The following is a 14,894-nucleotide window of genomic DNA, read 5'->3' as shown; positions in this document are numbered from 1 at the left end:
AATTCTCGACACCGCGTGAGGCGGCGCTTAATGGGGTGGATATGAAAGAACTTCTGCGCAGCAACGACCCAACCGTGATCGCGTTTGCCGAGGCTCTCTTGTCGGGAGAGGACATAGCGGTTTTCGTGATGGACGCAAATATGAGCGTGCTTGAGGGCTCCATCGGTGTTCTGCCGCGCCGGATGATGGTTGCGGACCGCGATTTCTTCATGGCCGAGGCCATCCTGCGCGACAACGATGTCGATCTGGGCAGGTGACGACAGACGCCATTACTCATGACGCCTTTCTCGGTGGCCGTGTGCGCGCTTGGCAGCCCGCGAAGGGGTATCGTTCAGGCGTGGATGCGGTGCTCCTAGCGGCGGCCTGTCCGGCGCAAGCGGGCGACACGGTGCTGGAGCTGGGCTGCGGCGTGGGCGTGGCATCGCTTTGCCTTTCAGAGCGCACTGGCGCGGGTGTGACGGGCGTCGAAGTACAGTCGTCCTATGCCGCTCTGGCCCAGAAGAACGGTGTCGACGTCGTCGAAGCGGACCTTGCGCAGCTTCCGCCGGATCTCCGGCAGCGCCAGTTTCACCATGTCATCATGAATCCGCCCTACTTCACGCAGGGCCTCGCGGCCTCGGATGCCGGGCGGCAGGCGGCGCGGGCGGAGGAGACACCGCTTCGGACCTGGCTCGATGTCGCTGCGAAGCGGCTCAGGGCACGGGGCATGCTCACGGTAATCCACCGGGCCGAGCGGCTGCCGGATCTGCTCGGTGCAATGCCGCTCGGGTCCGTCGAAGTCCTCCCGCTGCAAGCGCGTATCGGGCGCGCCGCGCATCTCGTCCTGGTGCGCGCGCGCAAGGACGGGCGCGCGCCGTTTCGGCTCCACGCGCCGCTCACGCTTCACGCTGCCCCAATCCACGAAGGCGACCACCCGGATTATGCGCCCGCGATCCACGCCGTCCTTCACGATGGCGCGCCGCTGCCCTTCCCGGATTAATGAATTGGCAATGTCTGGCCGGTCATGCTCGCGCTCGCACAGGCCTCGCGGCTGCGGCGTGACAGAATCTCGATTCTGTGGTGTCATATGACAGTTCAAACAAAGGAGATGCACGATGAGCTTGAATTCCCACCTGGCGGAACTGAAGCGGAAACACGCAACTCTTGCAGAGGCTGTCGAGACAGCCCAGCGTGCGCCCGGTATCGACACGTTGGAGGTCAAGAAGCTCAAAAAGCAAAAGCTTCGACTCAAACAAGAGATTGAACGACTTACGAGTTAGCGCGCCGCCCCGCGCGGGCGGCGATTGCAGCACCTCCCGTGATGAGGATGGCCGCTGAGAGAAGGGCGGGCGTGGGCTCTGCCACCCCCGCCACCACGAGAATGAGGGTCGAGAGCAACGGCGCGCCATAGCTGAGCACGCCGAGAAGTTGGATATCTCCCCTCTTCATCCCGACATCCCACAGAAAGAACGCCAGCCCGACGGGGCCGAGGCCGAGGGCGATGATGGCGCGCCATGTGCCCGGCTCCGGCCATGCGGGGGTCTCGAAGAGTGCGGAGCCCATGGCGGAGAGCGCGGCGGCGGCCGCGCAGAAGATCGTGACCGCCGCGGTGGGCACGGCCCCAAAGCGGCGCGACAGCACGGAATAGCCCGCCCATGTGAAGGCGCAGGCCAGCGAGAGGAGGTATCCGGGAAGTGCGCTTGCATCGTTAAAGCCACGCACGCCGACAAGGAGGGCCACGCCTGCAAAGCCTGCGGCTGCGCCCAGGATTTGGCCGCTGCGCAGGCGCTCTCCAGGCAAAAGACCGGACAGAAGTACGATCAGGAGAGGCCACAGATAGGCAATGAGGCCAGCCTCCGCCGCAGGTGCATTCCGCAGCGCGAGAAAATAGAGGAGGTGGTAGCCCGCAAGCCCGGTGACGCCCACGGCATAGGCCGCCGGAGGTATCCCGCGAAGCTGTCCCCAGCTGTCCGTGGCCGTGATCCAGGCGGTGCCAATGACCGTTGCGATCGAAAAGCACAGCGCATTGAGCATCAGTGGCGGCACATCCGACGCGCCCACGGTGAAGAGCGCCAGGAGCGACCAAAGGAGGATCGCGCCGGATCCCAGCGCCGTGGCCCGGCTCACGCGATCTCGCGCACGTCGAAGCTTTCGGCCACGTCGCGGGTTTTTTCAATCTCGGCAAGCATCCAGTCGCGGAATGCCTTGATCTGCGGTCTGTTCTCGAGGCCTTCGGGGCAGAGGAAGCGGAACCGCGCGCCGGTGGAGAGCGCGATCTTGTAGGGCGCAACAAGACGGCCCTCGGCAATGTCCTTGATGCAGAGGGCGCGGCGCCCGAGGACGACCCCAACGCCGGCGAGGGCCGCGTCAACGGCATGGTCCGCCTGGCTGAACTTGGGCCCGTGTATCTCGTCCGGCGCGACGACGCCGGCCGCGCGGAACCAGGCCGCCCAGTCCGGATTGGGATCGAGGAAATCGATGGAAAGGTCCGTGATCAGCGGCGCATCCCGCAGGCTCTCTGGTGTGGGATAGCGCTGCGCCAGTTCCGGCAGCATGACGGGCGTCACCCATTCCGAGGCCATGGGCATCGAGAAGAGCCCCTCATCCGGGCCGAGGCCAAAACGGATCGCCACGTCCACGCCGTCACGGTTGAAGTCCATCATGCGCAAGGATGCGGAAAAGCGCAGCTCGATCTCCGGATGGGCCTGAGCAAAGTCGAAAAGCCGCGGGGCGAGCCATTTCGCGGTAAAGGCTGGGCCGGCGGTGACAGTTAGATTTGTCTGATCCGAGAGGCGGCGGACTGCGCGCCAGGCCCCTTGCAACGCTGCGAACCCGTCAGAGCAACCCGGAGCGAGGGCGCGGCCTGCCTCCGTGAGCTCCACTGCGCGGTTCAGGCGGCGAAATACAGGCTCGCCCAAGTGCTCTTCCAAGCTCTTGATCTGGAAGGACAGGGCCGCGGGGGTCACGCTGAGCTCTTCTGCTGCCTTCGCAAAAGACATGTGCCGAGCGGCGGCCTCGAAGGCACGCAAGGCGGTGAGCGGTGGAAGGCGATCCGACATATCAATTAAGTATAGCTTAAGTGAATGCCCCACAAGTCTCGTTTGTTCGAGGGCGCTGGCGCTTCCATATTCAACTCAAGACGACAGACACCGACCCGAAAGGACCCCGCCATGTTCGAAGTTGCCACAACAGAAGCCCACCGTGACGCAATCGCACGCGCCCATGCGGAGCGCGCCGCCGCCTTCGCGGCGGGGGTGGAATGGATCAAGTCATTCTTTTCCGGAAGACCTGCTCCGGTCGCCTCAGCTGCCTAGCAGCCGCGTGACCGAACAGTAGCGAGGGCCGCCCCGGCAAAAGGCGGCCCTTTTTTCGATCAGACGAAGAATTGCGCGCCGTTGGCGGAAATCGTCGAACCGTTGATGAAGCCGCTGTCCTCGGAGGCGAGGAAGGCCACGCACTTCGCGATTTCCTCGGGCTCCCCAAGTCGGCCTGCAGGGATACCGGCGATGATCTTGTCACGGATCGCCTCGTCGATTGCCATCACCATCTCCGTGGCGATGTAGCCGGGGCAGATCGCGTTCGCCGTGATACCGGCCCGCGCACCTTCCTGCGCCAGGCTTTTGACGATTCCGAGATCGCCGGCCTTCGTCGCCGCGTAGTTCACCTGACCGAATTGCCCTTTCTGGCCGTTGATCGAGGAGATGACGATCACGCGGCCGAACTTGCGCTCGCGCATGCCGGGCCAAACGGGATGGATCGTGTTGAAGACCCCGGTGAGGTTCGTGTCGATGACCTCGTGCCACTTCTCGGGCGTCATCTTGTGGAAGGGGGCGTCGCGGGTGATGCCCGCATTGGCCACGACAGTGTCGACGGGGCCGAGATCGGCCTCCACCTGCTCAATCCCCGCCTTGGAGCTGTCATAGTCCGCGACGTTCCACTTGTAGGTCTTGATGCCCGTCTCCTCAGAGAACTGGGCGGCAGCCTGGTCGTTGCCGGCATAGGTCGCCGCGACGGCATAGCCCTGCGCCTTCAGTTCCTTGGAGATGGCTGCGCCGATGCCGCGGCTGCCGCCGGTGACGAGTGCGATGCGGGACATGTGTGTCCTCCCGATAGTGATTTGAAGTTTGTTAGCCTTGAGGAGCTGTGCGCGCAACAATATTGCGCGCACAATATGCGATCAATCGCGCTCCAGGCACATGGCCACGCCCATGCCGCCGCCGATGCAGAGGGTTGCGAGGCCTTTCTTGGCGTCCCGACGCTTCATCTCGAAAAGGAGCGTATTCAGGATGCGCGCGCCGGACGCGCCGATCGGATGGCCGATGGCGATGGCGCCGCCATTCACGTTTACGATCGCCGGGTCCCAGCCCATGTCTTTGTTCACGGCGCAGGCCTGCGCTGCAAAGGCCTCGTTGGCCTCCACGAGGTCCAGATCCTCCGGCTTCCAGCCCGCTTTCTCGAGCGCCTTCCGGGACGCATGGATCGGGCCGACGCCCATGATGGAGGGATCGAGACCCGCCGTTGCGTAGGATGCGATCCGCGCGAGGGGCTCGATGCCCCGCTTCTCCGCCTCTTCGGCGGTCATCAACAGGGCACCCGCGGCGCCGTCATTGAGGCCAGAGGCGTTTGCAGCCGTCACCGAACCATCGCGGGCGAAGGCGGGGCGCAGCTTTTGCATCCCTTCGATCGTGGCGCCGTGGCGGATGTACTCATCCTTGTCGACGACGATGTCGCCCTTGCGGGTCTTCACGGTGAACGCCACGACCTCGTCATCGAATTTGCCGGCCTTCTGGGCGGCCTCGGCCTTGTTCTGAGAGGCCAGCGCGAATTCGTCCTGCGTTTCGCGGCTGATCTGCCATTGCTCGGCCACGTTCTCGGCGGTCTGGCCCATGTGGTAGCCGTTGAAGGCGTCCCAGAGGCCGTCGCGGATCATCGTGTCGATGTAGCTGACATCGCCCATCTTGTGCCCGGCGCGAAGGTGCGCGGCGTGGGGAGATAGCGTCATGTTCTCCTGGCCGCCTGCCGCGACGATATCTGCATCGCCGAGCTGGATGTGTTGAGCCGCGAGTGCCACGGCGCGGAGACCTGACCCGCATACCTGATTGATCGACCATGCGGCGCTTTCCTTGGGCAGGCCCGCGTTGATGTGGGCCTGGCGCGCCGGGTTCTGGCCCTGGGCCGCGGTGAGGACCTGGCCGAGGATCGTCTCGGACACCTCGCCTTTCTCGATCCCGGCACGGGCCACGAGCTCTTCGAGCACGGCGGCGCCGAGATCGTGGGCCGGGGTGTTGGCGAAGCTGCCTCCGAAAGAGCCCACGGCAGTGCGGGCGGCTGAGGCGATGACGACGTTGGTCATGGTTGAGGGACTCCTCTCTTTGCGTCTCGTCAGACAGCGCGGGAGCCCGTTCGCACGAGGGGCACCGCCCCGTCAGTTGGCTCGGTGGTAAGTTACCTACGGGCACAACGCAACGCGACGTGGGCGCTAACATGGGGAGAGGAGATCATTTCCGGGTTGCGTGCAGAGCATGGCGCGCTGGTGCGGGGCTATATCCGGCGCCGCTCCGGAGGCTCGCGCCACGGTGGGGCAAGAGAGGGCGCGCCGAAATGGAAGCCCTGAAGGCAATCGATGCCCATTGCGGTGAGGGTCTCTGCGTCAGCCTTTGATTCGACCGAACCTGCCACGGTGAACATGTCGAAATGGCGCGCGACCGCCTGCATCGCGCCGACGGTGACCTGATTGTCCACGTTGCGCGCGATGTCTTTCGTGAATTTCCCATCCAGCTTTATGAGATCGAACATGAAGCTGCGCAGGTGGCGAAAGCTCGTATAGCCCGCGCCGAAATCATCGAGTGCGAAGGAGATACCCAGGCCCTGAAGATCGCGCATGAAAGAGGTGACGAGCTCTGGCATCGTCATCGCGCTCTTTTCCTCGATCTCCAGAATGAGCCGTTCGGCGCTCGTGGGGTTGAGCGCGAGCCCAGCATCGAGTGTCTTCATCCAGCGGCCATATCCGATGGAGCGGGCAGACATATTGATGGAAAGCCGGATCTCCTCCTCTTCCGCGAGCGTTTTCAACCCGAGCTCCAGCGCCAGACAATCAATATCCCGGCCGGTTTCGCTGTCTTTGACCTCGTGAATGAAATCGCGCGCGGGGATCGGGCGGCCGGTCGTATCGAGAATGCGCACCAGACCTTCGTAGAAGGCAGGCGACGACGGTGCCATGGCCTGCATCACCGGCTGAAACGCCAGCACTCCACGCTTTGAATTGAGCGCGTCTTTCACCATCTCCAGAACGCCACCGTCGCGCGCGTCCAAGGCTGCGGTGAGGGGATCGCTCGCCTCATGCTCCAATAGGTCTTCGGGCGTTTTTTCGCGGTCCATGCGTCGCCTCCCGGGGCTGAGCGGGGTATGACGAGTGAAAGCTAATTGCCGGTAAACGGGAAAGGGCGGAGATGGAGTTCGAACGCTGCGGCTGGGTCGGACAGGACGACATTTACATCCGGTACCACGACCAGGAATGGGGCGTGCCGGAATACGATAGTCGGGCGCTGTGGGAAAAGCTCGTGCTCGACGGCTTTCAGGCTGGGTTGAGTTGGATCACCATCCTCAAGAAGCGCGAGGCTTTCCGAGAGGCGTTCGAAGGGTTCGACCCGGAGCGCGTGGCGCGTATGGGAGACGCCGATGTGGAGCGGCTCCTTGGAAACCCGGGAATTGTCCGGCATCGCGGCAAGATCGAGGGCGCGATCAAGGGCGCGCGCGTCTTTCTCGACACAGAAGACTTCGCCGCGCTCATGTGGGCCCATGTCGGCGGTGCGCCAGTGCAGGGAAATTACCGAACGCTCGATGAGGTGCCGACGCAGTCAGAATTGACGCGCCAGATATCCAAGGATCTCAAGAAGCGCGGGTTTACCTTCTGCGGACCAACGATCGTCTACGCCTGGATGGAGGCGTGCGGGCTCTTCAATAACCACTTGGTCTCCTGTCACCGCCACTTGCCCGTGGCGGCGATGGCGCCCAAGAAGTCCTGACTAGATCGCGAACTTCTCGATATTCTTGCCAGCTGCCTTCGCGGCTTTAATCCATTCCGGCTGACGCCCGCGGCCCGTCCATGTCTGGGTGGCATCCGCCGGATTGCGATATTTCGGCGGATTCTTCGTTTTCGCTTTCCTTTGCGTGCCCGTAAGCTCGGCCAGGGTGAAGCCCATTTCCTTGGCCTTGCGCTCGAGCTCAGCCATAGCTTCTTGCCGCAAGCGGTCGTCGAATTGCGCGATTGCCTTGTCAACATCTTTGCGGAGCTTTACCAATTCAGCCTTGGACATTTTGCTGAGATCGACAGCCATTTACTATTCCTTTCGTAAAATGAGCATGCAGCCCAATTCGACAAATCGAATAGGCGGCTGCTGGCAGAAAAGAAAGGAAAAAATTGTCGAAGGGCTCGTCAGCACCGCTCCGTCGGCTTATTTCAGCCTGTAGGTTGTAGGAGGGCGTCAATAATCGCTTTCGCATTGTTTGACGCCCAGTCGGCATCGCCTCGCAAGCGCCCGATTTCCTCGCCCTGCGGATTAATGATCACGGTAATGGGAAGCCCTAGAACAGCCATGTCACGCGCAACGGCCTGACGCGGGTCGCGATACATCGGGAGATTATCGACCTCGATTTCATCAAAGAACTGTCGCATGCCTTCCACCGGATTTCGGCCCGTGGCGATCGTCACGACGTCGAATGCATCACCACCGAATTCAGCCTGCAATTCCGACAGCATCGGCATTTCCTTGCGGCACGGCGCACACCACGTGGCCCAGAAGTTCACGAGCACGTATTTGCCCTCGTAGGCGCTCAGGAAATGCTCCGTCTCGTCTGGCAAATAAAAGGCTGACGTGGACGTTGCCTGCGGCTCTTCGTGGAAGACGAGCTTGCGCATATCGCCCTCGCGCATGTCGGCTATCGCGTTCAAATCGCCGGCGTTTGCGCTGAGCGCAGCGGCGAGATAGAGCAGGGCGGCAGTGATCAGACGCATGAAAGCCTCTCCAAAATGACCGACACCGCGAACAAGATGTGGGGCGGGCGTTTCGCCGACGGACCCGATGCGATCATGGAGGCGATTAATGCCTCGATCGGGTTCGACCAGCGGCTCGCCGCGCAGGACATCGCAGGATCGCGGGCCCACGCTGCCATGCTGGCGGCGACGGGCATCGTGGAACCTAAAGACGCAGAGGCGATCGGGACAGGGCTTCTCACAGTCTTGTCAGAGATTGAAACGGGCGAATTCGAGTTCTCCGCGGCTCTAGAAGACATTCATATGAATGTGGAGGCACGCCTGACAGAGCTCATCGGGGCGCCAGCCGGGCGGCTGCACACGGCACGCTCTCGCAATGATCAGGTCGCGCTCGATTTCAGGATGTGGGTGCGCGACCAATGCGATGCACTCGATGCAGGGCTTCTGGCGCTGATACGCGCACTCGTGGCACAGGCCGAGGCGGGCGCGGATTGGGTGATGCCCGGCTTCACGCATCTCCAGACAGCTCAGCCCGTCACCTGGGGCCATCACATGCTGGCCTATGTGGAGATGCTCTCACGCGATCTCTCGCGGTGCCGGGACGCGCGGGCGCGTATGAACGAATGCCCGCTGGGCGCGGCGGCGCTTGCGGGGACGTCTTTCCCCATCGATCGGGAAATGACAGCGCGGGCCCTCGCGTTTGACCGGCCCACGGCGAACTCCCTCGATTCCGTGGCGGACAGGGACTTCGCGCTGGAATTCCTGTCGACTGCCAGCATTTGCGCCATGCATCTGTCACGCCTTGCTGAGGAGCTTGTCATTTGGTCCTCCGCGCAGTTTCGCTTCGTGCAGTTGTCGGATCGTTTTTCCACTGGCTCCTCGATCATGCCGCAAAAGAAGAACCCGGACGCAGCCGAACTCATCCGCGCCAAGATCGGACGCATCTTCGGGGCCAACGTGGCCCTCATGACCGTGATGAAGGGCCTCGCGCTGACCTATTCAAAGGACATGCAAGAGGACAAGGAACAGGTTTTTGACGCGGCCGACAACCTCATGCTCGCTCTGGCGGCGATGGAGGGGATGGTGCGCGACATGGCTCCCCAGCGCGAAGCGCTGCGGGCAGCGGCTGCAAGCGGGTTTTCGACGGCCACCGACCTCGCCGATTGGCTCGTGCGCGTCCTTGGCATGCCCTTCCGGGAGGCGCACCACGTCACCGGGTCGCTCGTGGCGAAAGCGGAGGCGGCCGGCATCGACCTGCCCGAGCTCAGCCTCGCACAAATGCAGGAGGTCCATGGCGCGATCACGGAGGACGTCTATAGTGTTCTCACGGTCGAGGCGTCCGTGGCCTCGCGGATGTCCTACGGCGGGACAGCGCCCGAGCAGGTGCGCGCCCAGATCGATCTTTGGAAGAAACGCTTGGAGCAGGAAACATGATGCGCATCATTGCAGTGCTGGCTCTGGTCGCGGTCGCCTCGTGCGGCGCAGATGGTGAGCCTGTATCGCCCTTCGGAAATGCAGGTGTCAGCGTTGGGTCTGGCGGGGTCTCTGCGCATGGGGCCGTTGGCGCGACCGCCGGGCCCGTAACCATCGCCGTCGGCTTCTGATGCGCTGGGTTTTCCTCGCCCTTGCGGTCTGGGGCACGATCCATCCCATGAGCTATTTCATTTCCTGGTTTCAGGCGAACGGCTGGTCTCTCATGGCGATGGTGGATGCGTGGCATGTGAACGATGCCACCTCGGGTCTTGTCTGGGATCTCACCGTCGCCGCCGTCGCGCTGACCGTCTGGGTGATCTTCGAGGCCGTGACGCGGCGGGACTGGCTCTCACTCGTCGCCATCCCCGCCACGTTCGGCATCGGCGTCAGCTGCGGGCTGCCGCTCTACATCTTCCTGCGCATGCGCCGGGACTGACCACGCGGCGCCCGCATCAACGCGCTATTTCAGCGGCACGCAGATGTCGGTCAGCAGCTCGTCCGGTGCGGTGTCCATGGGGCTGTTCAGGTAGCGCTCGAACGAGACGACGTCGTTGTTGGGCTCCTTTCCGTTCTCCGGGAGCCATTTTCCATAGAGGAAATCATAGGCCTGAGGCAGCCCGCCATAGGGGCCCTTGAAATGCAGCGTCGCGATGGGCCCCGCGGGGATACGGATCTCCGTCAGCCCGTTTGGGACCTCCATCGCATCGTCCACCACGGCACCGGCCAGGCTGCGTAGCTCTTCTGTCGGGGTCTCCATCGGGTCATCGTAGTACGCGCCGAGCATTCCGCGGGTATGCGGCCAAAGCCCCCGTGCGGTCATGACCGCGCCGAACTGCTCGAAAGCCCGCGCAATGTTTGTGTAGTCACCCTTGTGCGGCTGGGCCACGATGCGGAGGGCGGGGGTGTTTTCCAAGGTCACGTTGAACATGCTGAACTCCTTTGACTGTCGCATGACGAGGAGAGCGCGCTCCGCGCTCTGGCCTCTGAACTGACCGGGAGGGATGCCGTAGGCCTCCGTGAAGGCGCGGGTGAAGGCCGCCCGCCCACCGAGGCCACAGCTTCGCGCGACCTCGTCGATGGGCATGCCCTGCGTGAGGAGAAAGCCTGCCCGCTGCAGCCGCACGCGGCGCACGGCCTGTGCGCAGGTTTCGCCGGTCATGGCGCGAAAGACGCGGTGCCAGTGAAACCGGCTCATCGCGGCCACGTCGGCGAGGGTGTCGAGCGACAGGTCCTCTCCGGCATGGTCGTAGATGTAGTCGATCACCCTTCGCAGGCGGTCTTCGTAGCTGGCAGGCATGCTTGGCCCTCCATCGGTCCAGAGCTTGTGTCGCATGGGCCAGTTTTGCAAATCTTGCGGAGTTGCATCGCGCCGCGCGCAGCGCCATACGAGGCGGCGCAAGGACGGGAGCCTCCATGACGAACTACCTCGATTTCGAAAAGCCCCTCGCAGAGATCGAAGGCAAGGCCAACGAACTGCGCGCGCTCGGGCGCGACAATGCCGAGATGGATGTCGAGAAGGAGGCCGCCGCGCTGGACGCAAAGGCGCGGCAGATGCTTCAGGATCTCTACAAGAGCCTGACACCCTGGCGGAAATGCCAGGTCGCGCGCCATGCCGAGCGTCCCCATTGCAAGGATTACATCGACGCGCTCTTCACCGAGTACACGCCGCTCGCCGGCGACCGGAACTTCGCGGACGATCACGCCGTCATGGGCGGGCTCGCGCGGTTCGAGGACCGTCCCGTGATGGTCATCGGCCATGAGAAGGGCAACGACACGAAGAGCCGTATCGCGCGGAATTTCGGGATGGCGCGGCCGGAAGGCTACCGCAAGGCAATCCGCTTGATGGAGATGGCGAACCGGTTCGGTCTGCCGGTGATCACGCTGGTGGACACGCCAGGGGCCTATCCCGGGAAGGGTGCCGAGGAGCGTGGACAATCAGAGGCCATCGCGCGGGCGACGGAGAAGTGCCTCCAGCTCCGCGTGCCGCTCGTGTCCGTGATCATTGGCGAAGGTGGCTCTGGCGGTGCCGTGGCTTTTGCCACGGCCAATCGCGTCGCCATGCTGGAGCACTCGATCTACTCGGTGATCTCTCCCGAAGGCTGCGCGTCGATCCTCTGGAAAGATGCCGAGAAGATGCGGGAAGCCGCCGAGGCACTCCGACTGACGGCGCAGGACCTGCGTGAGCTCGGGGTGTGCGATCAAATCATCCCGGAGCCCCTCGGGGGCGCGCACAGGGACCGGCCCACGGCGATCAAGGATGTCGGTGCGGCCGTCTCCAAGCTGCTCGGCGAGCTCGAACCTCAGAGCCCTGACGATCTCGTCACGAACCGCCGGAAGAAATACCTCGCCATCGGCTCCACCGGTCTCGCCGCCTAGCCTCCGCTCGTCCACATCGTCTTGGCGGCGCGGGCCTCCCAGTCCGCGTCGTAGGCTTTACCATCGACACGGCCTGAGGTTTGCGCGCGCAGGATGTCGCCCATGGAAGGGAGCGGAAGCGCCGCATCGTCTCGCGTCCAGAGATCGGAGCGGAGGAGGGCGCGGGCGCATTGGCTGTAGACCTCGCCGACCGCGATGCGGATGACCAGCCGCGGCGTGCGGTTCTTCACCTGAAAGCGTGCCATCAGCTCCGGATCCTGGCTCAGCACGGCCGTTCCGTTGACCCGGATGACGTTCGTCTTGCCCGGCACCATGAACATGAGCGACACGCGGCCGTCTTCCACGATGTTGCGCAGGCTGTCGGCGCGGTTGTTGCCGTGCCAGTCGGGCATGAGAAGCGTCTTGGGGTCCGCGATCGCGACGACCGGCCCGTCATCGCCGCGCGGGCTGCCATCGGTGCCCTCGGGCCCCACGGTCGACAGGACGGCAAAGCGCGAGGCTTCGATCCAGGCGGCGTATTCCGGGGTGACCTCCTGCGCCACCTTGGCCAGTGAATTGGGATTGGGCGCGCCGTAGATCGCCTCGAGCTGCGCGATGGTGGTGATGTCTGTCATGGCTTGAACCCAGCCTCCTCCATGAGCGCGTTCGAGGCCGCTTCGATGCGGGTCTCCATATCCGCCATGAACACTTCCTGCGGCACGTGGGGCGGTATCGGATCGAGGAACTCCACCACGGCATGGCCCGGCGACTTCGCCATACCGGAGCGCGGCCAGAAGAGCCCTGCATTGGTAGCGGCGAGAACGCAGGGCTGTTCCAGCTCGCGGTAGAGCGCGTAGGTGCCGATCTTGTAGGGGGCCACGACCCCCGGACGGATGCGCGTGCCCTGGGGGTAGATACACAATTGCCCCGGAGTGGAGCGGCCCGCCTTCACGTCCTGCACCATCTGCTTGATCGCTTCCGCCCGTCGCCCGCGACGCACGGGCACGCAGCCCAGGCGATAGGCGTATTGCCCGATGACAGGCGTGTAGAGCAGCTCGCGCTTCATGATGAACTTCGGCTGCGGGACGGCATTGAAGATCATGATGATGTCGAGAAAGCTCTGGTGCTTAGAGGCGATCAGGACTTCCTCGGTGGGCGGGGTGCCGCGGATCTCGGTGGTGATGCCCAGCATCCAGCGCGCGGAGAACATCACGTAGCGGGCATAGGTCCGGCAGGCCAACACCGCGCCCTTGGGCGTGAGGAGCGCGTAGGGGAGGAAGACGATCCCCATCACCAGCATCATCGGATAGATGTTGAGCGTGAATATAAAGCCTCGAAGCCAGTGGATCATTCCGCCGGTCATGCCATCGTCCTGAGTGTTCTGAGCGCTGCAAAGCGCGTGGCCGCGAAGGCCACAGCCGCCGCGAGAAAGGGAATGGTGGCTGGCAGGAGCCAACCGAAGCCACGGAAGCCGAGATCAGTGAGCAGCCCGCCCTGATCGCCGGTATCCGGCAAAAGCGCGATCCCGATCATGCCGATGGTTGCGCCCGCAGCCGCCCCTGTGAGCGCGCGAAGGGTGAATCGCCGCACGAAGGCCTTCGCGATGTAGCTGTCCCGCGCCCCCACCTGCCGGAGCACCTCGATGACGGGGCGGTTGGCGGCAAGTGCCGCGTTGGCAGCGAGGGTCACCATGGCCGCCATGGTGCCGGCGATCAGGATGAGCGAGAGCCATCCCAGGGCCCGGATCCGGTTTGCCGCGTCCACAAGCGGGCGGCGGAAGCGGGCATGGTCATCCACCACGGCGCCCGGTGCCTCGGCCTGAAGCCTGAGGCGCAGCCCGCTGACATCGAGCTCCGCGCCAGCCGCTTCCCGGACATCTATGAGCTGCGGCACGGGAAGCTCCTCGATGGGAAGCTCCGACCCGAACCAGGGCGACAGGAGCGTGCGCTGCTCCTCTGCGCTCAGCGCCCGCGCCTCTGCGATGCCCGGGGTTGTGGCGAGCACGTTGAGGGCCGCGTCCGTCTGCACATCGAGCTGGGCTGCGGGGGCTGAAATGCGCACCGTGAGAGACTGCGCCAGTTCGCTCGACCAGCGATCCGCCAGGCGCCCTGTGGACACCGACAGACCCAAGGCAAAACACGCAAGAAAGGCCATCGCCGCGGCAGAAAACGATGTGAGCTGTGCCGTGAAGCCCGAAGGCGGCACGACGCGGTCAGCCTCGGGATCTCCCACGAGCAGCGCAAAAACCATGGAAAGCTTCACAGGTCGGCCCCCGCCAACTGGAGCCGGCGATCCACGATGCGGAGCACGCGTGACTGCACCTGGCTCTTGGCGGCCCGGATGAGGGCCATGTCATGGGTCGCGATCATGACCGTCTTTCCCATGCGGTTGAGCTCGACGAGGAGGCGCAGGATCTTCTGGCTCATGTCCCAGTCGACATTGCCCGTGGGCTCGTCTGCGAGGATCACGTCGGGCGATGTGATGACCGCGCGCGCCAGCGCCACACGTTGCCTTTCGCCTCCGGAAAGCTCCGGCGGCCGCGCTTCACGATGCGAAGAGAGCCCGACCCAGTTCAGGAGTTCGGTCAGATCGGTCTCGGCTTCGCTGGCGTCACGCCCCGACACCACGAGGGGCAGCGCCACGTTCTCGGCCACGCGCAGATGATCGAGGAAGACCGCATTCTGGGGGACCACGCCGATCCGCCGCCGCACCAGCGCGATCTCGTCGCGGGACATGGTCCGCGTGTCCTTGCCCGCGATGCGCACCTGCCCTGACGTGGCAAGAAGATCGCCGAATATAAGGCGCAGGAAGGTCGTCTTGCCTGCGCCCGATGGCCCGGTGAGAAAATGGAAAGAGCCTGGTTTCAACGCCAAAGAGATGTCGGACAGGAGCTCCCCGCCGCCATAGGAATAGGCCACCTTGTCTAGTTCGATCACGCGCCCTGTACCCGCCTTGCTCGGCGCGACACTGCCGCATGGGAGCCACGGTTGCAATCGCAGCACGGGCTCCGGTGAGGGAAAGCTTGTTTTTCAGCATCTTCCGTAGGACAACGTGCCAAAAGGGCCGAGAGAACGGCTTCAGGCAGATATTTGAG

19 protein-coding genes are annotated in these 14,894 nt (G+C 63.9%); 7 read left to right on the top strand and 12 right to left on the bottom strand.

The window, feature by feature from the left end; all coding sequences use genetic code 11:
- Positions 1-41 precede the first annotated feature (41 nt).
- The 3 genes from AAFM92_11645 (at position 42) to AAFM92_11635 (ending at position 1,259) form a co-directional block, all read left to right on the top strand.
- Positions 42-257 (top strand): DUF2007 domain-containing protein, encoded by a 216-nt coding sequence (locus tag AAFM92_11645; GenBank protein MEL7301028.1) that lies wholly within the window; start codon positions 42-44, stop codon positions 255-257.
- Entirely contained in the window at positions 254-979 is a 726-nt protein-coding gene (locus AAFM92_11640) for a methyltransferase (GenBank protein MEL7301027.1), read from the top strand. Before AAFM92_11645 ends, AAFM92_11640 begins: the two co-directional genes overlap by 4 nt.
- Positions 980-1,094: 115 nt before the next feature.
- A complete protein-coding gene (locus tag AAFM92_11635; GenBank protein ID MEL7301026.1) occupies positions 1,095-1,259 on the top strand; it encodes a DUF465 domain-containing protein in 165 nt (54 codons plus the stop codon).
- On the opposite strand, the gene AAFM92_11630 is transcribed toward AAFM92_11635, so the two are convergent.
- The 5 genes from AAFM92_11630 to AAFM92_11610 form a co-directional block, all read right to left on the bottom strand.
- Positions 1,249-2,106, bottom strand: coding sequence for a DMT family transporter (locus AAFM92_11630; GenBank protein MEL7301025.1), 858 nt, complete (start codon positions 2,104-2,106; stop codon positions 1,249-1,251). The two genes, AAFM92_11635 and AAFM92_11630, sit on opposite strands and share 11 nt — an antisense overlap.
- Positions 2,103-3,038, bottom strand: a complete 936-nt coding sequence (locus tag AAFM92_11625) for a transcriptional regulator GcvA (GenBank protein ID MEL7301024.1) — start codon at positions 3,036-3,038, stop codon at positions 2,103-2,105. Before AAFM92_11625 ends, AAFM92_11630 begins: the two co-directional genes overlap by 4 nt.
- A gap of 314 nt (positions 3,039-3,352) precedes the next feature.
- Complete coding sequence (gene phbB, locus AAFM92_11620) at positions 3,353-4,075, bottom strand: acetoacetyl-CoA reductase (GenBank protein ID MEL7301023.1); 723 nt, start codon at positions 4,073-4,075, stop codon at positions 3,353-3,355.
- 81 nt (positions 4,076-4,156) lie between these two features.
- Entirely contained in the window at positions 4,157-5,332 is a 1,176-nt protein-coding gene (locus AAFM92_11615) for an acetyl-CoA C-acetyltransferase (protein MEL7301022.1), read from the bottom strand.
- A 188-nt stretch (positions 5,333-5,520) separates the two neighbouring features.
- Positions 5,521-6,357, bottom strand: coding sequence for an EAL domain-containing protein (locus AAFM92_11610; protein ID MEL7301021.1), 837 nt, complete (start codon positions 6,355-6,357; stop codon positions 5,521-5,523).
- Between the two features lie 71 nt (positions 6,358-6,428).
- Between AAFM92_11610 and AAFM92_11605 the strand changes: the two genes are divergently transcribed.
- Entirely contained in the window at positions 6,429-7,004 is a 576-nt protein-coding gene (locus AAFM92_11605; GenBank protein ID MEL7301020.1) for a DNA-3-methyladenine glycosylase I, read from the top strand.
- Here AAFM92_11605 and AAFM92_11600 read toward each other — a convergent pair whose 3' ends face one another.
- Together AAFM92_11600 and AAFM92_11595 are read right to left on the bottom strand one after the other, a co-directional pair.
- Positions 7,005-7,316 carry an H-NS histone family protein gene (locus tag AAFM92_11600; GenBank protein ID MEL7301019.1) on the bottom strand — a complete coding sequence of 104 codons (312 nt, stop codon included), beginning with the start codon at positions 7,314-7,316 and terminating at the stop codon, positions 7,005-7,007.
- 122 nt (positions 7,317-7,438) lie between these two features.
- Positions 7,439-7,993 (bottom strand): TlpA disulfide reductase family protein, encoded by a 555-nt coding sequence (locus AAFM92_11595; GenBank protein ID MEL7301018.1) that lies wholly within the window; start codon positions 7,991-7,993, stop codon positions 7,439-7,441.
- 15 nt (positions 7,994-8,008) lie between these two features.
- On the opposite strand from AAFM92_11595, the gene argH reads away from it, so the two are divergent.
- Entirely contained in the window at positions 8,009-9,406 is a 1,398-nt protein-coding gene (gene argH / locus AAFM92_11590; GenBank protein ID MEL7301017.1) for an argininosuccinate lyase, read from the top strand.
- 169 nt (positions 9,407-9,575) lie between these two features.
- A complete protein-coding gene (locus AAFM92_11585) occupies positions 9,576-9,881 on the top strand; it encodes a DUF2834 domain-containing protein (GenBank protein MEL7301016.1) in 306 nt (101 codons plus the stop codon).
- Positions 9,882-9,905: 24 nt separating this feature from the next.
- On the opposite strand, the gene AAFM92_11580 is transcribed toward AAFM92_11585, so the two are convergent.
- On the bottom strand, positions 9,906-10,742 hold the full coding sequence (locus tag AAFM92_11580; protein ID MEL7301015.1) for an AraC family transcriptional regulator: 837 nt from the start codon (positions 10,740-10,742) through the stop codon (positions 9,906-9,908).
- A gap of 116 nt (positions 10,743-10,858) precedes the next feature.
- On the opposite strand from AAFM92_11580, the gene AAFM92_11575 reads away from it, so the two are divergent.
- Positions 10,859-11,821, top strand: a complete 963-nt coding sequence (locus AAFM92_11575) for an acetyl-CoA carboxylase carboxyltransferase subunit alpha (GenBank protein ID MEL7301014.1) — start codon at positions 10,859-10,861, stop codon at positions 11,819-11,821.
- Here AAFM92_11575 and AAFM92_11570 read toward each other — a convergent pair.
- Genes AAFM92_11570 through AAFM92_11555 form a run of 4 tightly spaced genes read right to left on the bottom strand, consistent with a single transcriptional unit; the run spans position 11,818 to position 14,736 of the window.
- Positions 11,818-12,435, bottom strand: coding sequence for a pyridoxamine 5'-phosphate oxidase family protein (locus AAFM92_11570; protein ID MEL7301013.1), 618 nt, complete (start codon positions 12,433-12,435; stop codon positions 11,818-11,820). The genes AAFM92_11575 and AAFM92_11570 overlap by 4 nt on opposite strands.
- On the bottom strand, positions 12,432-13,163 hold the full coding sequence (locus tag AAFM92_11565; protein ID MEL7301012.1) for a lysophospholipid acyltransferase family protein: 732 nt from the start codon (positions 13,161-13,163) through the stop codon (positions 12,432-12,434). Before AAFM92_11565 ends, AAFM92_11570 begins: the two co-directional genes overlap by 4 nt.
- On the bottom strand, positions 13,160-14,050 hold the full coding sequence (locus tag AAFM92_11560; protein MEL7301011.1) for a cell division protein FtsX: 891 nt from the start codon (positions 14,048-14,050) through the stop codon (positions 13,160-13,162). Before AAFM92_11560 ends, AAFM92_11565 begins: the two co-directional genes overlap by 4 nt.
- Positions 14,051-14,058: 8 nt before the next feature.
- On the bottom strand, positions 14,059-14,736 hold the full coding sequence (locus AAFM92_11555; GenBank protein ID MEL7301010.1) for an ATP-binding cassette domain-containing protein: 678 nt from the start codon (positions 14,734-14,736) through the stop codon (positions 14,059-14,061).
- Positions 14,737-14,894 lie beyond the last annotated feature (158 nt).

This window comes from Pseudomonadota bacterium, assembly GCA_038533575.1.
Classification (GTDB): domain Bacteria; phylum Pseudomonadota; class Alphaproteobacteria; order Rhodobacterales; family Rhodobacteraceae; genus Shimia_B.
Note: the sequence above shows the minus strand (reverse complement) of the source record. Positions and strands in the feature narration are given on the sequence as shown.